The sequence below is a fragment of the Aquibium oceanicum genome (assembly GCF_001889605.1).
Taxonomy (GTDB): Bacteria; Pseudomonadota; Alphaproteobacteria; order Rhizobiales; family Rhizobiaceae; genus Aquibium; species Aquibium oceanicum.
This window is the reverse complement of record NZ_CP018171.1, coordinates 2,095,281-2,116,134: the sequence shown is the minus strand read 5'-3', so window position 1 is coordinate 2,116,134 and position 20,854 is coordinate 2,095,281. Positions and strand designations below refer to the sequence as shown.

20 protein-coding genes are annotated in these 20,854 nt (G+C 64.2%); 3 read left to right on the top strand and 17 right to left on the bottom strand.

Translation table 11 applies throughout. From position 1 onward, the window contains the following. Nucleotides 1-178: 178 nt before the first annotated feature. From BSQ44_RS10470 to BSQ44_RS27490, 4 genes are all read right to left on the bottom strand, one after another. On the bottom strand, nt 179-490 hold the full coding sequence (locus tag BSQ44_RS10470) for a hypothetical protein (RefSeq protein WP_072603805.1): 312 nt from the start codon (nt 488-490) through the stop codon (nt 179-181). 400 nt (nt 491-890) lie between these two features. Then, the gene (locus tag BSQ44_RS10465; RefSeq protein ID WP_072603803.1) at nt 891-2,786 is read right to left on the bottom strand and encodes an ABCB family ABC transporter ATP-binding protein/permease; all 1,896 of its coding nucleotides are present in this window, start codon (nt 2,784-2,786) and stop codon (nt 891-893) included. 44 nt (nt 2,787-2,830) lie between these two features. After that, nucleotides 2,831-3,157, bottom strand: coding sequence for an ArsR/SmtB family transcription factor (locus tag BSQ44_RS10460; RefSeq protein ID WP_072603801.1), 327 nt, complete (start codon nt 3,155-3,157; stop codon nt 2,831-2,833). Nucleotides 3,158-3,263: 106 nt separating this feature from the next. Next, complete coding sequence (locus tag BSQ44_RS27490) at nt 3,264-5,405, bottom strand: LysM peptidoglycan-binding domain-containing protein (RefSeq protein WP_072603799.1); 2,142 nt, start codon at nt 5,403-5,405, stop codon at nt 3,264-3,266. Nucleotides 5,406-5,519: 114 nt separating this feature from the next. Between BSQ44_RS27490 and BSQ44_RS10450 the strand changes: the two genes are divergently transcribed. Then, nucleotides 5,520-6,131: an LOG family protein gene (locus BSQ44_RS10450; protein WP_072603797.1), complete on the top strand. Its 612-nt coding sequence runs from the start codon at nt 5,520-5,522 to the stop codon at nt 6,129-6,131. A 353-nt stretch (nt 6,132-6,484) separates the two neighbouring features. Here the strand turns inward: BSQ44_RS10450 and BSQ44_RS10445 are convergent, their stop codons facing one another. Both BSQ44_RS10445 and BSQ44_RS10440 read right to left on the bottom strand, forming a co-directional pair. Further along, nucleotides 6,485-7,312: a tetratricopeptide repeat protein gene (locus BSQ44_RS10445; protein ID WP_157894577.1), complete on the bottom strand. Its 828-nt coding sequence runs from the start codon at nt 7,310-7,312 to the stop codon at nt 6,485-6,487. 82 nt (nt 7,313-7,394) lie between these two features. Continuing rightward, nucleotides 7,395-8,033, bottom strand: a complete 639-nt coding sequence (locus tag BSQ44_RS10440; RefSeq protein WP_072603792.1) for a winged helix-turn-helix domain-containing protein — start codon at nt 8,031-8,033, stop codon at nt 7,395-7,397. Between the two features lie 200 nt (nt 8,034-8,233). On the opposite strand from BSQ44_RS10440, the gene BSQ44_RS10435 reads away from it, so the two are divergent. Next, a complete protein-coding gene (locus BSQ44_RS10435; RefSeq protein ID WP_083534680.1) occupies nt 8,234-8,722 on the top strand; it encodes a cupin domain-containing protein in 489 nt (162 codons plus the stop codon). Between the two features lie 246 nt (nt 8,723-8,968). On the opposite strand, the gene BSQ44_RS10430 is transcribed toward BSQ44_RS10435, so the two are convergent. The 3 genes from BSQ44_RS10430 to BSQ44_RS10420 all read right to left on the bottom strand — a co-directional run bounded on the left by BSQ44_RS10430 (nt 8,969) and on the right by BSQ44_RS10420 (nt 11,481). Further along, nucleotides 8,969-9,622 carry a hypothetical protein gene (locus BSQ44_RS10430; RefSeq protein ID WP_072603789.1) on the bottom strand — a complete coding sequence of 218 codons (654 nt, stop codon included), beginning with the start codon at nt 9,620-9,622 and terminating at the stop codon, nt 8,969-8,971. A gap of 265 nt (nt 9,623-9,887) precedes the next feature. Beyond that, on the bottom strand, nt 9,888-10,448 hold the full coding sequence (locus tag BSQ44_RS26870; protein ID WP_162276738.1) for a hypothetical protein: 561 nt from the start codon (nt 10,446-10,448) through the stop codon (nt 9,888-9,890). Between the two features lie 163 nt (nt 10,449-10,611). Beyond that, entirely contained in the window at nt 10,612-11,481 is an 870-nt protein-coding gene (locus BSQ44_RS10420) for a LysR substrate-binding domain-containing protein (protein ID WP_072603784.1), read from the bottom strand. Nucleotides 11,482-11,580: 99 nt separating this feature from the next. Between BSQ44_RS10420 and BSQ44_RS10415 the strand changes: the two genes are divergently transcribed. Then, on the top strand, nt 11,581-12,060 hold the full coding sequence (locus tag BSQ44_RS10415; protein WP_072603782.1) for a tautomerase family protein: 480 nt from the start codon (nt 11,581-11,583) through the stop codon (nt 12,058-12,060). A gap of 230 nt (nt 12,061-12,290) precedes the next feature. Here the strand turns inward: BSQ44_RS10415 and BSQ44_RS10410 are convergent, their stop codons facing one another. The 8 genes from BSQ44_RS10410 to cysS all read right to left on the bottom strand — a co-directional run bounded on the left by BSQ44_RS10410 (nt 12,291) and on the right by cysS (nt 20,628). Next, nucleotides 12,291-12,977 carry a glutathione S-transferase family protein gene (locus BSQ44_RS10410; RefSeq protein WP_072603779.1) on the bottom strand — a complete coding sequence of 229 codons (687 nt, stop codon included), beginning with the start codon at nt 12,975-12,977 and terminating at the stop codon, nt 12,291-12,293. A gap of 1 nt (nt 12,978) precedes the next feature. Next, a complete protein-coding gene (rarD, locus tag BSQ44_RS10405) occupies nt 12,979-13,911 on the bottom strand; it encodes an EamA family transporter RarD (protein ID WP_072603776.1) in 933 nt (310 codons plus the stop codon). A gap of 807 nt (nt 13,912-14,718) precedes the next feature. Continuing rightward, on the bottom strand, nt 14,719-15,237 hold the full coding sequence (locus tag BSQ44_RS26865; RefSeq protein WP_157894574.1) for a hypothetical protein: 519 nt from the start codon (nt 15,235-15,237) through the stop codon (nt 14,719-14,721). A 78-nt stretch (nt 15,238-15,315) separates the two neighbouring features. Next, on the bottom strand, nt 15,316-16,929 hold the full coding sequence (cimA, locus tag BSQ44_RS10400) for a citramalate synthase (RefSeq protein ID WP_072603774.1): 1,614 nt from the start codon (nt 16,927-16,929) through the stop codon (nt 15,316-15,318). Further along, nucleotides 16,926-17,885, bottom strand: coding sequence for a prolyl aminopeptidase (gene pip / locus BSQ44_RS10395; protein WP_072603772.1), 960 nt, complete (start codon nt 17,883-17,885; stop codon nt 16,926-16,928). Before pip ends, cimA begins: the two co-directional genes overlap by 4 nt. After that, complete coding sequence (locus tag BSQ44_RS10390) at nt 17,882-18,376, bottom strand: GFA family protein (protein WP_072603770.1); 495 nt, start codon at nt 18,374-18,376, stop codon at nt 17,882-17,884. The genes pip and BSQ44_RS10390 overlap by 4 nt, the downstream gene beginning before the upstream one ends. After that, a complete protein-coding gene (locus BSQ44_RS10385; protein WP_072603768.1) occupies nt 18,373-18,798 on the bottom strand; it encodes an endonuclease domain-containing protein in 426 nt (141 codons plus the stop codon). Before BSQ44_RS10385 ends, BSQ44_RS10390 begins: the two co-directional genes overlap by 4 nt. A 300-nt stretch (nt 18,799-19,098) precedes the next feature. After that, nucleotides 19,099-20,628 (bottom strand): cysteine--tRNA ligase, encoded by a 1,530-nt coding sequence (gene cysS / locus BSQ44_RS10380; protein WP_072603766.1) that lies wholly within the window; start codon nt 20,626-20,628, stop codon nt 19,099-19,101. Nucleotides 20,629-20,854: the final 226 nt, after the last annotated feature.

Below are 20,854 nucleotides of genomic sequence, written 5' to 3'. Positions count from 1 at the left end.
CGGCCGGCGGCGTCCGCGCGAACGCCGTCGTCCCCGCGCCTCCTGAAAGAGGCCGGGCTATTTGCTGGGATGCGGTGCGCCAAGACCCTCCGGCGCGCGCGAAAGCGCGGGAGGCGAAACGGTGCGCGACCGTTCGATCGATTGGTTCAAGCAATCTGCTCTTCGCTCGGTGCGTTCTTCAGGACGTGTCGGGCGCGGGCACCCGCACCACATGGAATCCTTGCGGACCGGAAGGCATGCGCGGGGGCTTCGACGGGCTGGCCACGCGGGCGAGGAGGCGCGCACGGCGGCGTGCCAGCGCCAGGAAGGCGCGTAGCATCACCGCCAACGCGCGGAAGTCCGTTGCGAGCCGCGTGGCCCGGTCTTCGGACTGCGAAAGCGTGACGGCCGCAGGCGCGCCGAACGGCAAGCCCACGACGAAGGACCGCGCGACGGCCTCCGCCTCCACAAGGTAGGCGAGCCCGGGCAGCTGGAAGCAAAGCGGCATCATCGCTGCGCGATCGGCAAGAGCGGCGAAACGAGACGAGCAGAGCCAGGATCCGCTCCAGCACGTCTCCTTCCGCTTTCCTGCCCCAATCCATTCGGTCTGCCTCCTTTCGTATCGGCGGAGGGATTATGGGAGAGGAACGGAGGGCGTGGACAGATTTCGGCGAAAAAATTCTGGCGCAGCTCCCTCCGCAGCGTCATCCCGGCCGACCGCAGGGCAGCGGAGGGAGAGCCGGGACCCATTCCGTCATCACTGCGAGTATCGCCGCCAACGCATGGCCACGTCACGGAATGGGTTCCGGGGCGGGCATCTTCCCACGAGGCGGATCGGGCGGCGCGGCGGTTTTCCTCAATCTTCGAAGGTGCAGGAGGAGCGTCGCAATTGAAGCTGCGGCGCCGTTCCCTCAGCTCTCCCCCACCTCCGCCGTGCGGCGGCGGACGATGACGCCCATTTCGTCGGTTTCGCGGGCGATGCGCAGGCGCTCCTCGGCTTCGGTGGCTTCGCGCTGGCGGTCCCACATCTGGGCGTAGAGGCCGCCCGAATCGAGCAGGGCGCGGTGGGTGCCGCGCTCGGCAATGCGGCCGTCCTTCAGAACGATGATCTCGTCGGCGGAGATGACCGTGGACAGGCGGTGGGCGATGACCAGCGTGGTGCGGCCGCGGCTCACCATGTCGAGCGCCGCCTGGATTTCCTGTTCGGTGTGGGTATCGAGCGCGGAGGTCGCCTCGTCGAGGATGAGGATCGGCGGGGCTTTGAGGATGGTGCGGGCGATGGCCACGCGCTGCTTCTCGCCGCCCGACAGCTTCAGCCCGCGCTCGCCGACCATGGTGCGGTAGCCGTCGGGCAGGCTCTCGATGAAGGGGCCGATCTGGGCGAGCTCGGCCGCCTTGCGGATCTCGTCCTCGCTGGCGTCGAAGCGGCCGTAGCGGACGTTATAGGCGATGGTGTCGTTGAAGAGCACCGTGTCCTGCGGGACCATGCCGATGGCCGCGCGCAGGCTCTTCTGCGTGACGTCGCGCACATCCTGGCCGTCGATCGTGATGCTGCCCGACTGGATGTCATAGAAGCGGAAGAGCAGGCGCGAGATGGTGGACTTGCCCGCCCCCGAGGGGCCGACGATCGCCACCGTCTTGCCGGGCGGCACCTCGAAGGAAATGCCCTTGAGGATGGCGCGCTCGGGGTCGTAGGCAAAATGCACCTCGTCGAAGCGGATGGCGCCCTCGCGAACCTGGAGTTCCTTCGCGCCCGGCCGGTCCTCGACCTCCTGCTTCACGTCGAGCAGCTCGAACATGTTTTCGATGTCTGTCAGGCCCTGGCGGATCTCGCGGTAGATGAAGCCGATGAAATTGAGCGGCACGGCAAGCTGCATGAGCATGGCGTTGACGAAGACGAAATCGCCGATGGTCTGAGTGCCGCGCGTCACCTCCCAGGCCGACAGGCACATGACGATGGCCATGCCGGTGCCGAAGATGACGCCCTGTCCGAAGTTCAGCCAGCCGAGCGAGGTCCAGATCTGGGTGGCGGCGGCCTCGTAGCGCTCCATCGAGCGGTCGAAGCGGCGCGCCTCCATGGCCTCGTTGTTGAAGTACTTCACCGTCTCGAAGTTGAGGAGCGAGTCGACCGCCTTGGTGTTGGCGTCGGTGTCAGAGTCGTTCATCTCGCGGCGGATGGTGATGCGCCAGTCGCTCGCGCGCACGGTGAACCAGGTGTAGAGCGCGACGGTGACGGCGATGACGACGACGTAGACGAGGCCGTAGGCAAAGCCGAAGATGATGGCTACCAGCACGAACTCGAACACCGTGGGCAGCGTGTTCAGGATGGTGAAGCGCACGATCGCCTCGATGCCCTTGACGCCGCGTTCGATGACGCGCGAGAGGCCGCCGGTGCGGCGCTCGAGGTGGAAGCGCAGTGACAGGCCGTGGAGATGCACGAAGGTCTTGTAGGCGAGCTGGCGAACCGCGTGCTGGCCGACGCGGGCAAACAGCGCGTCGCGCAGCTGGTTGAAGCCCACCTGCACGATGCGCACGACATTATAGGCCACAACCAGCATGACGGGTGCCAGCAGGAAGGTCGGCAGCAGGTCCGGCAGCGGCGCGCCGTCGCCCGACAGAGCATCGGTCGCCCATTTGAAGAAATAGGGCACGATGACCAGCACGAGCTTGGCGACCACCAGGAAGACGGTGGCCCAGACCACGCGCATCTTGAGATCGGCGCGGTCGGCCGGCCACATATAGGGCCATAGGTTGGCCAGCGTCGAAGTGATCGAGCCGGTATCGGCGGAGACGGTCTTTTCGGCCAATTCTGGCTCCCTGGGTCGTTTTCCTCGGGTGGTCTTTTTAGTTGCTAGCGTTGGCAGCAGGAGGACAGGAGCGACCCCACCTCCCGCGACAGCCGCGCCAGCGCCGGCCGGTCTACCGTGTAGCGCGAGCGGCGGTTCTGAGGCTCGTAGAGCACCAGGCCGGCTTCCACCAGCACCTTCAGATGCTGCGAGACGGTGGATTGGGCGAGGTCGATCTGCTCGACGATCTCGCGGCAGCAGCAGGCATCCTGCGCGGAGAGATGACGCAGGATCTTGAGACGGGCCGGATGGGCGAGCGCGGCGAGTTCGCGGGCCAGCGCTTCGCCGCGCACGTCAGGGCTGGCCGGATCGTTGAGTGTTGCTAGGTTCATCGTTCATCGTCGATATACGATGAATTCACCTCATGCAAGTCTATGCTCGGCCTAGCGGTGAAAGGACATTGGAGCGGGAAGCAGGCTGACGGACGCGCGCGGCCGCCTATTCCACCGTGGTCATCTGTTCGCCCATCGCTTCCAGATCGGCGGCCTCGCCTTCCGTCGACTTCTCGGGGACGCGGAAGACCTGGCCCGGCCAGATGCGGTGGGGGTCGGCGATCTGGTCCCGGTTGGCGACGTAGATGGTGGAGTAGCGCACGCCGCGACCATAGACCCGGCGCGAGATGCGCCACAGCGTGTCACCGCGGCGGATGATGACGGCGCCCTGCACCGACTGCAGTTTTGGCGCGGTGATCTCGTGGCTCGCGGCGGTTCCGGGCGTGCTTCCGCTGTCGGCCGAGGCGGTCCGCTGCGCCGGCGCGGGCTCGGCGTCCTGCGCGACAGGCGGTTTCTCCGCCGAGTTGGCAGCGGCGAGATCTTCGGTCGCGGCGGGCTTCGTCGTGGCGGCCGGCGGCGCGGCTTCAGCGACGGCCGGTGCAGGGGTCTCCGAGGCCGGAGCGGATGCGACCGGCGCGGAGGGCTGGCCGGCGGTCTGCTCCGGCGCGTCGGCGGGCGCGTTCGACGGCAGCGGCGGCGGCAAGGGCCGCTCCGCGGCGTCCGCCACGGGAGCGGCGGGCGCGACGGCGGCGATGGCTTCGCCCTCCTCGCGCTGGAACGGCACGGCGGCGCGCGCGACGACCTTGCGGCCGCCGTCGTCGAGCAGGTCGGCGCGGATGATGTAGTCGCCGACGGGCAGGTCGCGCTCCGTTTCGATCAGGAAGCGGCCGCCCTCGGAGGCCACCGTCTCGCCGAGCAGGTATTCGTTGGCGTAGACGCGCACCACCATGCGGGGGGAGGCCTGGCCGGCGACGAACACCTTGCGTCCCTCGATCTCGACTGCCTCGACGCGGACCGTGGGCTGGTTGGCGGAAGGCGCCGGTGCGGTCGCGCGCGGAGCCGACTGGGCGGCGCGGTCGATGGCCGGTTCTGAAGGCGTCGCGAGCGCGACCTGCTCTTCCCGGCCTTCGCTGGCGGTGGCGGGCTTGGCAGCCGTTGCCTGTCCGTCGCTCGCCTCGGCGGGCGAACCGGCAACGGGAGGAGCATTCTCGGCTACCGTCCGGGCCGGATCGGCGGTGCCGGCCGCCGGAGCGTTGTCGGGTGCGCCCGCGGCCGACGCGGCGGCGTCCTGGGCCGCTGAGGCGGAGGGCTGATCCGTTGTGCCGTCGGCGGAAGCCATGGTCTGCTCGGCCGCGGCAGCGCCGGGTTCGGACGAAGACGCGGCGGCGGGTGCCGGCTGCGCGCTGCCACCATCAGTGGGTGCGGCGGCGTTCTCGTCCAGGATGGCGACGTCTTCGCGCGCGGTCGCAGCGGCATCCTGCCCACCCGCAGGCAGGGTGGCGACGTCCTGGCTCGCGGGCTGGCTGGCAACGTCACCCCCGGCCGGAGCCTGCGATCCGGCAACGTCGGTCGTGACGGACGATTCGCCGTTCGTCCCTGCGCCGGTCACGGCGTCGGAAGCCGATCCCGACGATGGCTCCGCGACAGCGACATTGCTTTCCTGCGATGCGGTGTCCGTGGATCCGGCCGGGGCGATGTCGCCCTCCGGCAAGTCCGCCAGAACGTCTCCGCCTTCCGGTACCGTGATCAGCTTGCTCGGCTTGCCGGGTTCCTCGACCAGCGCCAGCACCTCGCCTTCGGGCGAATCGGGGACAGAGACCAGCGCGGTTTCCACCGAGGTCGCGGCGACGTTGGCCGGCGTGGTGGCGCGCAGCACGATCTGGTAGTCGCCGGGCTTCAGCGGTTCGTCGAGCACCACGGCGAAATCGCCATCGCCGGTCGATACCGTCTGGGCGATCACAGCCGTGCCGTTGATGATCTCCACGCTCGCTTGCGGAGCCGACTTGCCGGCGATGACGACCGAGCCGTCCTTCTCCACGCGAAGCACGTCGAAGGTGGGCGGAGACACCTTGGCGTCCGCGACGGGGTTCGATCCTTCCGCCGGCTTCTCTGTCCCGGGGAGCGGAACGTCCGTCGCGGCGGGCGCCGATTCGCCGACTGCCGGCGCCGTCTTTTCGGGCAACGCGGCCACCATGGGCGGCGCAGGTGCAAACACACCGTCGAACGCGCCGATCGCATAGCCGGCAACGGCCGCGGCGGCCGTGCCTCCTGCTATGAAAAGCAGCGCTTTCCAGGGCGAAATCACCATCGCGGGAACTTTCCTTTGCCGATTTGCTTCCGTCTAGCGCGTTTTTTGCAGTGCCACAAGAAAAAGCCCGGAGGGCCTTGACCCGATATACGGGCTGCACCACCAGTGAGTTTCATGAACACGATTCGATCCGTCTGCGTTTACTGCGGCTCCTCCCCCGGCAGGGGCGGCGTCTACACCGAGGCCGGCCATACGCTGGGCCGCGCAATGGCCGAGGCCGGCATGCGCCTCGTCTACGGCGGCGGGACCAAGGGCATCATGGGCGCGGTGGCGGAGGGCGCGCTGTCGGCCGGCGGCGGCGTCACCGGCATCATCCCGCGCTTCCTGATCAACAAGGAACGCACGGCCGACGAACTCGAACGGCTCGACGAACTCATCACCACCGAGGACATGCACGAGCGCAAGCACCTGATGTTCGAACGATCCGACGCCTTCGTCGCGCTGCCCGGCGGCATCGGCACGCTGGAGGAGATCGTCGAGATCATGACCTGGGCGCAGCTCGGCCGGCACCGCAAGCCGATCGTCTTCGCCAATATCGACGGCTTCTGGAACCCGATGATCACGCTGCTCGACCACATGCGCGAGGAAGGCTTCGTCCACACCGGCCACCTGGTGCAGCCGCTGATCATCGACGCGGTGGAGGACATCGTGCCGGGATTGATCGCGGCGGGGCGACCGATCGCGGACGAGGCGGAAGGGGACGAGGCGGTGATCGAGCGGCTTTGAGGGCTGCGGGAGAGCCACTGGCGCCGAGGTCGTGTGGCGGCGGGTCGGGTAGGAACGAGGTGAGGGTCGCGTTTCGACCCCCTTGCGGCCGTTCGTACTGCTGCCGCCGCTCGAAACGGCCATTCGAAGAGCATTCGGATTTTGGCTTGGAACGGGGCCGATTGCGGACTGTTGGCTGTGGCACACCAGCGCTCGATCTGATCTCCACGCTCACACCTCGGAAGGACTCGGTCCCATGGGGCTCTGTCGAGCGACCGGAACAGCATTGATCAGACTACCTCGAAGACTTCGGCGTCCCGCCGTCCTCGCCTATGCGAGCAGCAGCATACGGTGTTTTGACTTGCTTCCTCCAATTAGCCGGGCAGGCCGGCTTGGCGCAGACCGTCGAGCCAGCGTTCCAACGTGCCGTCCGGCTTCCAGTCGGACGGGTTGATCCTGATCTCCTCCTGAATGGAGTAGTCGGGCCGCGCCTCAAGCAATGCCGCGATCGTTTCGCGCGCCTGAGCCGTATCGCCGGTGCAAATCTGGAGACTGGCCAGCATGGTCAGTGACGAGACAGGCGGAGAGGCCATCCGGTGCATGGCATCCAGTCCCTTTTCGCATTCGCCCGCCTGCCAATGCGCCCATCCGAGCTGAACGAGCAGCCAGTCGCCGTGCAGCGGGTCGACGGAACGCGCGTGCTCGAGGATCGCCTTCGCCCGCTCCGTGTCGCCTGTGAACAGCAGCGGCATCGACATCGCGATCAGGACGAGCGGATCGGATGGGTTGAGCCGTGCCGCTTCTTCGAATTGCCGCAGCGCCTCGCGGAAGTGCCCGCGCGTGGCGAGCACCCGTGCTGCCGTATAGTGGCCCATGTAGTTATCCGGCGCCATGGCAAGTGCCCGTTCCGCGAGGTCTTCTGCCTCATCGAGAACTTCGTCTCGCGGCCGGTCGATAAAGCCTTGGAAAGAGCCGTTGAGGAGCATCAGGGCCGACCCGATGTAACCCCATGGCGAATCCGGAAAGTCGCGCATCGAGGATTGTTCCAGCGCGAATGCCTCTTGCCAATGCTCCCGTGTCGGCGTCGTCATCAGGTTGCGCGCATGCAGCCCGCGCAACATCGCGCCGACCTGTCCCCTTGTATTCCGTGCGGGTATCTGGCCCAGCACCATTCCCCCGACCGCCGAGGCGACTTGGCGCACGATGTGTCCTGGACGGCGAACAGGCCGGTCAGTGCGCGGTCGAAGCGGCCCGAATAAACATGCGTGCCGCTGTCGGTTTCGATCAGCTGAACGGTAGCCCGCACCGACGTGCCGTCATACTGCTGACTGCCTTCGACCACGTAGTCAGCGCCAAGCTTCGCGCCGAGGTCGCGGATGTCCGTCGACCCTTGCGAAACTGGAAGCTCGAATTGCGCGCGATGACCCTGAACTGCGGAAACCGCGCCAGGTCGGTGATGATCCCCTCGGCGAGCGCGTCGCTTAGAAATCCGACATGGTCGGCGTCGCTCACATCGTCGAAGGGAAGGACCGCGACGACGGCCGCCCCCCTGTCGGCGGCCGGGCCGAAGTCAAACCGGTCGCCGACAATTGCCGCGACGACGACCAGCATCGCGCCCGTCGCAATCGCGGCGAGGCGCCATCGGCGTGGATTTGTCACGACCTCCTCGTTCAGGCGGTAGCCCTCGCGCGGCACCGTTTCCAAAAGCCGCCTGCCGTCGTCGCCAATCGCCCGGCGGATATCGGCGATACATTGCGACAGGCTGTCGTCGCTCACATGCGCTGCAGGCCATACCGTCTTGATCAGCGCCTGCCGCGACAGAGTCTCGCCGCGCCTGCGTGCGAGCGCCAGCAGTACGCTCATCGACTGGTAGCGCAGGTCCACCGGCTCACCCGCCGCGCCCGTCAGCGTGCGCGCATCCATGTCGAGAACGCAGCCGCCAAGGCGAATTTCAGAAGATTTCAGGGAATTTCGTTTGATTGGCGCCACTCCCGATAGCCTCCTCCACGTGACCTTATAGCACGCGTCCGGACCGGCAAATCTGCCTTTCCCGGAGCGAGACGGGGTCAATATAGCCGGCCGGCCCGCGGCTGCGGCGCCGACAAACCGAAAGGAGACCATCCATGCGAACAATCCTCACTGCACTTTCCTGCGCTCTGGCTGCGAGCGCCCCCGCGCTGGCGCACGAACCGCTTTCCTGGAACGGGTCGCAATTCGAGGTCTTGCTCGACGCGGACGAAAGCCGCGGCAGTATCGGCATCTTCACGGAGACTGTGCCGGCGCCCGCCGGCCCGCCCGTCCACGTTCACCACGACGCCGACGAGATCCTCTACCTGCTCGAGGGGGAAGCGCGCGTCCTTGCTGACGGCCATGAAAGCAATCTGAAGACTGGCGAACTGGCCTTCGTGCCGAAGGGGGCAGAACACACCTTTCGGGTGACAAGCAAGGAAGGCGGGAAGCTGCTCATCATCGTCACGCCAGCCGGCTTCGAAGGCTTTTTCGCGCAGGTCGCGGCGAAAGGCCTGAAGCTGCCGGAGGACATGGAGCGCATCAACGAACTCGCCGCCGACTACAATATGCGCAACATCGCCCCACCGTTGTCGGCGGAATAGAGAAGTTCCTGGCGGCGGCCGCGTTCTTTCGGGGCCGCCTTCAATACCGGGAACGAATACTTTGGGATACTCTGACTAAAACAGCAGCCGGTATATATGAGGGCGCGTGGTGGCCGAAGCGCTCCGCTCACCCGACAGGCCGCCTTCGCGGTACCTCTCTTCAGAACCGGTCAGTCCGGCATCGACGCCCCTTAAGACATCCGCGGAGCCACAGTTCCTAGTGAGGAAATCGGCGCGTTCCACGTTTCATGGCACTCCGCCAACTGCGCGGAGCGATGCGAGATACTGTTCGCCGGAACAGCATTTGGCGCCCGTGCTGGCGGCGCTCCGGTCCTGCTCTTGCGCATGGGCGTAGATGCTGTCGATCTCGCATGACCGTTCGAACTCCAGGAACAGCGGGTCCGTGCCGAACGCATCGAGGAGTTCGCCGCGCCGACCGCTTTCGATACCCGTGGTTTCGACCGCCGCCATGATCACCACGATCTTTCCCGCGGTGATCGTCAGGGTGAGATCCTCCGGATCGAAGCAGATGCGGGTCGATTCCTTGTCCCAGACGCCGCTGCCCAGAAGCTCCGAGGCCTTGCTCGCGCCATGGAAACCGTCCGTGGCCAGCGCCAGATGCGCGCCGAAAAGGTGAACGTCGCGGGACAGCAGATTGGCATGTTCCAGCTGGTACCATTCCATTCGGTGGGGCGGTTCGACACCGAAACGAATCTCCAGCAACGGTCCTCCGTCGGGATCCTCGTATTGCCAGTAGAGCGGAATTGGATCGTCCTGACCGGTGATCCACCCCTGCGGCGGACCGAGAAGTTCGGCGGTCTCGAGCAGGGTGCGGCCCGCATCCAGCGGACCCAGCGCGCCCGACGACAGGAATGTCCGGAAGGATGCAAGGTGGCACATCGAGGTCGGTCCGAGGAATGTGGCCAGGAAACATAGCAGTTTCGCGCGGCAACGCGACCGACGACAACGATGCTTTATGGCTTAGCGCGAAGGTTCTCGATCCAATCACCGACGGCGCGCGCCTCCATGTCGCGCCAAGGCTATGCCAGGACCGTCTCGTACCATTCGCGCGTCGCCGGTTCAGCAAGCCCTCGCCATGCTCCGCCCAAGGGCTGAGGATGGCTTCAGACGGGCCTTTTTGCTCTCACACTGCGCTTCGGAAAGATCAGTTGATCTTGCCCGTTCCCGAATTGTACGTGCCCCAGCGCTCCGTCACGGTCTGGCCACTCGCAGTCACATCGAAGCGATAGCTGGAATTGCGACGCCCGCCGCTCGTGTTGCATGGCGGTCGGAACCGGTGCGTGACCGTCGTGGTGCCCGAGGCATTCGACATGACGCGCGTGGTCCCATGTTCGAACACTCGGCCAGTCGACAGGACGTCGTACATCCGCACCCGGATCGGAACTCCCGCAACTGCGCTGTGACGCACCACGACCGACGGCGTTGCGCCTCCGCCACCGAGGGAGGCGCAAAGGTTCTCCTTTTTCAGGGAAGGAACACTGACGCCCGTAATCCTGAAGGCGGACGACGCCGCAACACTTGTCGCCGGCGCGTTTTGCGAGCCGCCCTCGCTGACGCAGCCGGCCAGAAAAACTGCGGCCGAGAGCCCGATGACACTTCGGAACACGTTCATGCTTTTTCTCTCCTTTTGGGCGCCGCGCAAAAAACCGCGGAGAACATCGTCAGTCGCATGTCGCTTCGCATCCTTCCCGATCGCGGCGAGCAAGTTCCGTCATGCTAGGTGGCAGGCATCCGGTGCGTCATCGTCGAAATCGGAAAAAGCGGAAGTTCTTGGGAAAAATTCTGATAAAAACCCCGCTCGCTCAGAGAGATAGCCCCAGAGTTGCCCAGGCGGGGTGGGGACCTGCAAGAGCCATGAGCACTCGACGTCAGCGCTTGATCACGTCGACCAGGAGTTCCCTCAGCTCCGCTGCGGGCTCGCTCATGCCTTCAGGGTGGCGATGGATTGCCAGTTCGATCGATCCCAGTTCGGGCAGCCCCGAGGTTTCGTGCGCGAGAACGCCGAGGTGGCGCGGCATTCCCTCGATGGTGCGGGGGGTAACACCGAGCCCCGCGGTGACCGCCGCCCAGAGCCCCGCGAGGCTGGGGCTGGCGAAAGCGTGTCTCCACTCCAGCCCCGCCGCATCCAGGGCGGGCGTGGCGGCCTTTCGAAAGGCGCAGGGCGGATCGAAGGCCACGAGCGGCAACGGCCCCTCCGGCGCTTTCCAATCATCCCGCGCACCGATCCAGACGATGTCGCGCCGGCCGATGATCTCGCAATCGGGGTCGTCCAGCCGACCCCATGTCAGCGCGAAATCGAGCTTTCCCGAACGCACGGCCTCGACCATGACCGAGCCACGCTCAACCCGCGCTTCGACCCGAACCTTCGGATGCGCCCCCCCGAAACGGGCAAGGAGCGCCGGAAGCCAGGTTTCCGCGAAATCCTGGGGGACACCGACCCGGATCCATCCTTCCAGGGCACCCACCCCGCTCAGAGCCAGCCTCGCTTCGTCGTTGAGACTGAGAATGCGGCGCGCATAGCCCATCAGCGTTTCGCCCGCCTCGGTCAAGACGAGATGGCGCCCCTGCTTGCGCACGAGCGGCTGACCGACCTGGTACTCCAGCTTGCGGAGCTGAAGGCTGATAGCGGAGGTGGAACGGCCAAGGCGATCGGCGGCCTTGGCGAAGCTTCCCAAATCCATGCCGGTCACGAACGTGCGAAGCACATCCATATCGAGATTGAGGAACGGTCGAACCATCCTGTTTTCCAAAACTAACTGTTGTAAACTAAGCGATTATCAAAACGATCATGCTCTGCCAACTTGCCGGCGTCAAGCAATCGAGCAGGAGATCATGCCGTGCCCTTCGTCCACATCCGCATCGCGGGAAGCCCGCTTTCGTCAAATCAGACACGGGTTCTTCAGGCCGGCGCGACGACGCTGATGGCCGACATCATGCGCAAGAAAGTCGAACTCACGGCCGTTCTCGTCGAGCAGCCGGAGGTCGGCGGCTGGAGCATCGGCGGCGTTCCCGTTTTCCTTGAGGCCCATCTGGAGGTGAAGGTCACCGCCGGCACGAATACGAAAGACGAGAAGGCGCGGTTCGTCGAGCAGGCTCATCGCCTGTTGGGGCAAGTGCTGGGCAAGACCCTGCCCGTCGCGACCTATGTCGTGGTCGACGAGATCGCCCCCGACGCATGGGGCTATGATGGCCGCACCCAAGCATCCCGCAAGAAGGCCGCGGACAGCGTGGTGACGCGGCCGGAACGGTCGCGCATGAACGACCTGTTCGCCATCGCCGCTGTGATGGGGGATGCGATGCGGTTGCTGACCTTCTAACCGTTGAGAAGGTTGAACCGAGATCAAGCCGGTGAAATCGCCAGACAACGCAACGGCTATCCCGCCTGCACTACGGAATGGGTTGCGGAAACGGCTGCCGGCGCTGCGCTCGGCAGTCCTTTCGCAACGGAGCGATGAGGGATCGGCTCCCCCAAATTCCGGGCGGCCCGAAAATAACACTGTGAGCGTCGGTGGTTTCGTGGCGAACGACCGGCCGCCGCTCCCGCGCTTCACGCCGTCGCGCGAAGATCCTCGATCCATTCGCCGACGGCGTGCGCCTCCTCCTCATGGGCTTCCTCGCGCCAGGTTTCGGCCAGCGCCGCTTCGTACCATTCGCGCATGGCCGGTTCGGCGAGCATGCGCTCGACATACGCCGACGCGGCGCCTTCGAAGGCCAAGCCGTAGGTGAGCGCGCGGAAGGCGACGGGGGCGTAGAAGGCGTCGGCGCCGGTGAAGGTGTCGCCGGCAAGGTACGGGCCGCCGAAGCGCGACAGGCCCTCGTTCCAGAGTTCGCCGATGCGGGCGACGTCACGCTCCAGCGCGGCGGGACGGTCGTTCAGTTTTACGCGGATGCCGCAGTTCATGGTGCAGATATCACGCAGCGTCTGGAAGGACGAGTGCATCTCGGCGGCGGCGCAGCGCGACCAGGCGCGGGCTTCCGCGTCTTGCGGCCAGAGGCCCGGATGCCGCTCGGCGAGGTATTCCACGATGGCGAGAGAATCCCAGACCGGGCGGCCGGCATCGATGAGGCACGGCACGCGGCCGTTTGGCGAAAGCGGCTTGTAGGTCGGGTAGCTGTCGCCGCCGGGGAACGGGATCTGGCGCTCGGTGAAGGGGATGTTTCTCGCCCGCATGAGCACCCAGGGGCGCAGCGACCAGGACGAGTAGTTCTTGTTGGCGATGACGAGTTCGTACACTTTATCCTCCACGATGTTCGAAGGCCTGCGCGGCGTCGCGGTTCGATTTCGCCTGCGTGGCCATGGACCAGGTGTAGATCGCGAGCGCGATCCAGATGAGCCCGAAGGCGGCGGCGCGGGCCTGGCCGAACGGTTCGCCGAAGACGAAGACAGCGATCAGGAAGATGCCTGTCGGCGCGACGTACTGCATGATGCCCAGGGTGGAGAGCCGCAGCAGCTTGGCGCCGAAGGCGTAGAACAGGAGCGGCACGGCGGTCGTCGGTCCGCACAGGAGGAGCAGCGCGACGTCGTTCGGGTTCGACAACACGAAATGCCCCTGCCCCGTCGCGCCCAGCCACACCACGTAGGCGAGCGCCGGCAAAGCGAGGATCAGCACTTCGAGGAAGAACCCCTGGCTCGGACCGATCGGCAGGGTCTTGCGCAGGAAGCCGTAGGCGGCAAAGGAGAAGGCGAGCGCCAGCGATACCCACGGCAGGCCGCCGGCTTCCACCGTCAGGATCACAACCGCGACCGCTGCGAGTGCCACGGCGGCGATCTGTGCCCGGCTCAGCCGCTCCTTGAGCAGCACGGCACCCAGAACGACGCTGACCAGCGGATTGATGTAGTAGCCGAGCGAGGTCTCCACCGCCCGGTCGACGGCGATCGCCCAGACGTAGAGCCCCCAGTTGACGGTGATCAGCCCCGCCGTCAGCGCCGCCAGCGCGATGGTGCGCGGGGAGCGCAAAGCGCGCTTCAGGTCGGCGGTGCGGCCCAGCGCCAGGATCACCGCGCCGGCGATCGGCACCGACCAGACGATGCGGTGCGCCACCACCTCGACCGCCGGGATATGGGCCAATAGCTTCATGAAGAGCGGCAGCGCGCCCCAAAAGCCATAGGCGAAAAGGGCATAGACAAAGCCGCGCGCGGCGCCTTCGGAGGATGTTTCGGCAGTCATGGGCTTCCTATGGGCCGCGCGGGCGGCGGCCGCCAATGGGATTTTTTTAGAGGGGGACGGATTTTGCGGTGATTGGGAGTAACCTATTCGCCGCAGCAAGTTCCCATGCCGCCTCCTTCGAGCAGGAAGCTAACCGGATTTGCGCCAGCCAACAATCGCCCCGGAGACACGGCTAACTCTTAGCGACGACACGAGTCGCCCGGTGTACGATTAAGTAATCCCCTGATGTATATAGAATTTCTGCAGATAAAATCATTCTGCGCAGAATCTACGAATAGGACATTATTCTTTCTACATTGATCCTCAAATGGCTTAAAAACGTTTCTGTGATCTGTCTTTTTGATCTCTTGATAATACCCATAGACGGCAGCATTCTCATTGAGGAACGGGATTAGCCGTGACCGGATCAGCCGGCACGTTGTTTGCCAATCACACAAACCCAATCTAGCGCACCAAGAAATATCCCTAAACGCATCATGCATGATTAAGAAATTTTTCAAGTACCCCTCATCTTTTGTAGCTTTCTCGTATATAAAATCATACAATTCTTCGAGATTGTTTTTTCCTCTAAAATACTCGGCGTTGTCGCCTTTTATCCAAAAATTCTGCATGTACGAGGAAGACACAATATATTCAGAGCGGTCTAAAATTGAAACAGTCTCGAATGCCCTTGAAATTCTTTCAGAATATTTATTTGAATAGTACTCAAAGATAAAAACAATTCCTCCTACTACTATAAATACCAGACCGATTTGATCTTTATTTTTACCAATCCATTTCCAAACAGCTATCATGTAAATATCATCCCTATTCTATTAAAAAGCAACAATTCGAATCACATGTGTTATCTCCGCAATCGCACGAATCCTTATTACACTGAAGAACAGATGGCCCCTTTTTAATTACTTCTATGACCTTCCGGGCATCATTAGCATCATCCATCTGCCCAATAGTCCGAAAAACTCCAGCGTCTTTAATAAATATAAGTGGAGTTCCACGTGAAACTTGTTCCAAAAAATACTCTTTCTGAGAATTACTAATAATGCTTGATAAAACCGAGTCAAAAATGATCAAACTCGGAGACCACCCTTCGTGCTTCATCTCCTCTATGTTTTGAAATAAAAGTTTGATATCTGACCCCGTATCGATGATGGAGCAATTTATCTGCGCTTCGGAGCAAAGCTCCTTTACTCTGTTGTATCTGTTCGCCGAGCTGTACAGGCCAGTCGCGTCTACGATCACTGCAACGCGATCCTGCGAGGAGGCGATATCAATCGAGCTAATGATCGCAACGGCGACAAATAAGATAAGTCTCCAGATGCGCATCGTAAATCACCTCCATAGGGAACTCTTTTATATCAGAAAAGATTATCACGTATTTTCAAGTCTAACAACAAGGCTGATTTACTCCGCCGCGACCAGCCCCGCCATCTCGCGGTTCTTCATCAGCTTGTAGACGATCGAATCCATCAGGGCCTGGAAGGAGGCGTCGATGATGTTGTCGGAGACGCCGACGGTCCACCAGCGGGCGCCGGTGGCGTCGCGGGATTCGATGAGGACGCGGGTCACGGCCTCGGTGCCGCCGTTGAGGATACGGACCTTGAAGTCGACCAGCTCCATGTCCTCGATCTCGGCCTGGAGTTTTCCGAGATCCTTGCGCAGCGCAATGTCGAGGGCGTTGACCGGGCCGTGGCCTTCGGCGACCGACATGCGCTCCTCGCCATCGACCTCGATCTTCACGATGGCTTCCGAGACCGTCTTCAGCTGGCCGTTGGCGTCGAAGCGGCGCTCGATCATGCAGCGGAAGGACGTGACGTCGAAGAATTTCGGCACCGTTCCGAGCGTATTCCGCGCCAGGAGTTCGAAGGAGGCGTCGGCGCCCTCGTAGGCATAGCCCTGCGCTTCGCGCTCCTTAACCAGAGCGATCAGCGTGTCGAGCCGATGGTCGGCGCGGGCGACCTCGATGCCGCGGCGTTTCAGCTCGGCGACGAAATTGGCGCGGCCGCCCTGGTCCGAGACCATGACCCGGCGGCGGTTGCCGACCGTCTCGGGGGGCACGTGCTCGTAGGTCTCCGGCTCCTTCAGGATGGCCGAGGCATGGATGCCGGCCTTGGTGGCGAAGGCGGAGGAACCGACATAGGGCGACTGCGTGTCGGGTGCGCGGTTCAGGAGTTCGTCGAAGGCGCGCGACAGGCGCGAGATGCCTTTCAGCGCCTCGGCCGAAATGCCGGTGGTGAAGCGGTCGGCGAAGGCGGGCTTCAGCACCAAGGTCGGGATCAGCGTGATCAGATTGGCGTTGCCGCAGCGCTCGCCGATGCCGTTCAGCGTGCCCTGGATCTGGCGCACGCCGGCCTCGACCGCGGCCAGCGAATTGGCCACCGCCTGGCCGGTGTCGTCATGGGCGTGGATGCCGAGGTTTTCGCCCGGAATGCCTTCCGCGATCACCCTGGCGACGATGGCGCGCACCTCCGACGGCAAGGTGCCGCCATTGGTGTCGCACAGCACCACCCAGCGCGCGCCGGCCTCATGGGCGGCTTTGGCGCAGGCGAGCGCATAGCCGGGATTGGCCTTGTAGCCGTCGAAGAAGTGCTCGCAGTCGACCATCGCCTCCTTGCCGGCGTCGCGCGCGGCCTCGACGGAGGCGCGGATGGCGTCGAGGTTCTCGTCCTCCGTGCACCCTAGCGCGACGCGGACATGATAGTCCCAGCTCTTGGCGACGTAGCAGATCGCGTCCGACTGCGACTGGAGGAGGCCGGCGAGCCCTGGATCGTTGGAGGCCGACACGCCGACGCGCTTGGTCATGCCGAAGGCGACGAACTTCGCGCGGGTCGTGCGCTTGCCCGAGAAGAAGGCCGTGTCGGTCGGGTTGGCGCCCGGATAGCCGCCCTCGACATAGTCGATGCCGAAGGCGTCGAGCATGGCTGCGATGGCGATCTTGTCCTCGACGGAGAAGTCGATGCCCGGCGTCTGCTGGCCGTCCCGGAGGGTGGTGTCGAAGAGGTAGAGGCGGGATTTCATGCCGAGCCTTTCCCCGCGAACTCGTCCGTCGCCCGGATCAGCCGGTCGAGGATGCCGGGTTCGGAGTAGGCGTGGCCGGCGCCTTCGATCAGGTGGAACTCGGCGTCGGGCCAGGCCTTGTGCAGCGCCCATGCATAGCGCGCCGGACAGGGCATGTCGTAGCGGCCGTGGACGATGACGCCTGCGATGCCGGCGAGCCTATGGGCGTCGCGGATCAGCTGACCTTCCTCCAGCCAGCCGGAATGGACGAAGAAGTGGTTCTCGATGCGGGCGAAGGCGATGGCGAAGTCGTCCTCGCCGAACTTCCCGCTGGTCGCGGGCTCCGGCAGCAGCGTGATGGTCTCGCCTTCCCACAGGCTCCAGGCCTTCGCGGCTTCGAGCTGCACGGCCTTGTCGGGGCTAGTGAGGCGTTTTCGGTATGCGCCCATCATGTCGTGGCGCTCGTCTTCCGGGATCGGCGCCTGGAAGCGCTCCCACTTGTCGGGGAACATTTCCGAGACGCCGAACTGATAGTACCAGGAGAGTTCCGCGCGCGTCAGCGTATAGATGCCGCGCAGCACGAGTTCGCTGACCCGCTCCGTATAGGTTTCGGCATAGGCGAGCGCCAGCGTGGAGCCCCAGGAGCCGCCGAAGACGAGCCACTTGTCGAAGCCGGCAATCTCGCGCAGGCGCTCGATGTCGGCCACCAGCCGCCAGGTGGTGTTGGCCTCGAGCTCGGCATGCGGGGTGGAGCGGCCGCAGCCGCGCTGGTCGAACAGGATGACGTCGTAGCGAGCGGGATCGAAGAGCCGACGGTGCGCCGGCGCGATGCCGCCGCCGGGGCCGCCGTGCAGGAAGACGGCGGGCTTGGCGCCCTTCGTGCCCGCGCGCTCCCAGTAGATGGTGTGGCCGTCGCCGACCTCCAGCATGCCGGTCTCGAAGGGCTCGATCTCGGGATAGAGCGTTCGCAGGGTCATTTGTCGTCTCCGGGGCGCCAGCCCTCGTCGGTGTCGTGATCGGGGTGCTGGTAGGAGACGAGATCGCTGAGGTAGTGGGCTGACGGCAGGTCGGCCATCGTGTCCTTTCCCGGCAGTTCGTGGATCGTGTCGACGTAGGGCAGCTTGCCCTCCGTGCCCCACTGGATCGTCGGCGCGATCTCCTCGGGCTTGTCGAAGGCGGCGATGGCCAGGGCGACGCCGTCCGGCGCCTCGAAGGTGAGCGGCGTGCCGCACTCGGCGCAGAAGCCTCGGAAGACCTCGCTGGAGGAGCGGAATTTCTTCGGCTCGCCGCGCGTCCATTCGAGCCTGGCCTTTCCGATGGCCACCAGCGGCAGGTAGAAATTGCCGGCGGCTTTCTGGCACATGCGGCAGTGGCACACCGAGGCATCGCCGAGCGCGCCGGTGACGCGAAATCGCACCGCGCCGCACTGGCAGCCGCCGGAATAGCGCGGGGTGTTGTCGAGGCTCATGGATGGCTCTCCCTGTTCCCCTCCCCCTCGGGGGAAGGACGGCCGCCGGGCAGTCGCGGTGCTGCGAGGCCGGCCATCGTCACAATATGCATGCAGACGCCGTCGATGTCGCGCAGCACGTCGTAGTTCCAGACGCGGAGCACGGTCCAGCCGTCCTGCTCCAGAAACCGCGTGCGGACCGCATCCCGGCGCGCGTTTTCATCTTCGCCGTGCTGCGAGCCGTCAATCTCCACGATCAGCCGCTTCGGCGGACAGGCGAAGTCGACCACGTAGGAGCCGATCGGAAACTGGCGACGAAAGCCCAGACCCATCAGTCGGTGCGCCCTGACTTCGTTCCAGAGCTTCAGTTCGGCGTCGGTCATGCGTTTGCGCATCGACCGGGCGCGGGAACGGTTGCTTGGAGGCGGAGGTGTGTGCGGCATGTCATGCCTCCGAAGTCACAAGGGTTTGCGCTGGAGGCATGTCTATGTTCATGCCTCTCGCAAGGGACTCCTTTAGGCGACGGGTGTAGAAACATCTCGCGAGGCGCCCCCCTCTGCCCTGTCGGGCATCTACCCCACGAGGGGGGAGATCAGGCGTCGCGACTATTGGCGCCAGCCTTCGAATTTGCAGGAGAAGCGGGGACATCGACGCTGCCGATCTCCCCCCTCGTGGGGGAGATGTCGGCGCAGCCGACAGAGGGGGGCGCCTCGCGAGATATTGCGCGTTTTCTGTTGCCGCCCTCACCGCTTCACCTCCCACGTCGTGACCCGCTCTCCGGTAACGGGGTCCTTGCCGTCCTTGAGCTGGATGCCCTGGGCGAGGAGTTCGTCGCGGATCTTGTCGGCCTCGGGCCAGTTCTTTTCACGGATGACGGCGAGGCGGCGTTGGATAGAGTCGCTGATTGCAACTTCGTCCAATCCGAGATCTTCGGAATGGAGGAAAAGGCCGAGCAGTTCCATCGCCTTCAGGAACACGATGTGATTGAGAAAGGTATTTTCGTCGGATTCGGTAAAATGCCCCTCACGTATACCTCTCCCGGTATGATCAAGTACTGCCTTCAATCCGCTCGTGTTGAGGTCGTCCAGCAGAGTCAACCCTATATGAGTTGCATAGATACTGGCTGGTTCTACGACAGAAAATCGATCGTTTAGCACGTAGGCTCGTGCACTCCCATCTATCGATACAATCCCCCTTCGCACCAATTCATCGATCGTCTGCTGATACTTCCGGATGCTAACCTCCGCCTCCTCCAGTCTCCTCACACTGAAGTCGATGGGCTCGCGATAGTGCGTCATCAGCATCGCCAGCCGCAGCACCTCGCCCGGCCACTTCCTCCCGCCGAACTTCTCCGTGTGCAGCAGATCGTGGATCGTGACGAAGTTGCCCTCGCTCTTCGACATCTTCCGGCCCTCAACCTGGACGAAGCCGTTGTGCATCCAGACGTTCGCCATCACGTCGGTGCCGTGGGCGCAACGGGATTGGGCGATTTCGTTTTCGTGGTGGGGGAAGATGAGGTCGAGGCCGCCGCCGTGGATGTCGAAGACCTCGCCGAGATAGGCGGCGCTCATGGCGGAGCATTCGATGTGCCAGCCGGGGCGGCCGCGGCCCCAGGGGCTTTCCCAGCCGGGTTCCTCGGCAGAGGAGAGCTTCCACAGGACGAAGTCGCCGGTGTTCTTCTTGTGGGCGTCGACGGCGATGCGGGCGCCGGCCTGCTGCTCGTCGAGGGGGCGTTTGGAGAGCTGGCCGTAGTCCTTCATCGAGGCGGTGTCGAAGAGAACTTCGCCTTGCGCGACATAGGCATGGCCGCGATCGATGAGGCGTTGAATCAGCGTGATCATGTCGGCCTTGCCGTCGGCGCGCGGCATGACGAACTCGGTGGCGCGGGGCTCGACGGTGGGCTCCCGGCAGCCGAGCGCCTTGACGTCGGCGTGGTACTGGTTGGCGGTCTTTTCGGTGACCTTTCGGATCGCCTCGTTGAGCGAAAGCTTTCCCGATGCGATGTCGTCGCCGAAGTCCCGCAGGGCGCGGGCGTTGATCTTGTCGTCGACGTCGGTGATGTTGCGGACGTAGGTGACGTGGTCGGCGCCGTATAGGTGACGCAGGAGCCGGAACAGGACGTCGAAGACGATGACGGGCCGCGCGTTGCCGATGTGGGCGAAGTCGTAGACCGTCGGGCCGCAGACATACATGCGCACGTTTTTCGGATCGATGGGCGCGAAGGGCTCCTTCGTCCGCGTCAGGGTGTTGTAGAGGCGAAGTCCTTCGGACATGCGATCCTTCCCGTTCCCTCAGAGGCCCGGCCGCGCGGGCGGCGGCCAGACAAAATCCCAGCCGGCTGGCCGGGGCGTTTTTCTATTCCTGGGAGAAGGGCGAAAACGTCCGGACCAGCGCGTGCGCTAGCCACAAATCCTGATGCCGATAATGGCGAACGACGTTTTCATGGCGCGTCTTATGCCGCCGGTCCGCATCCGCGTCAAGCGTCCGCCGGTGTCACCT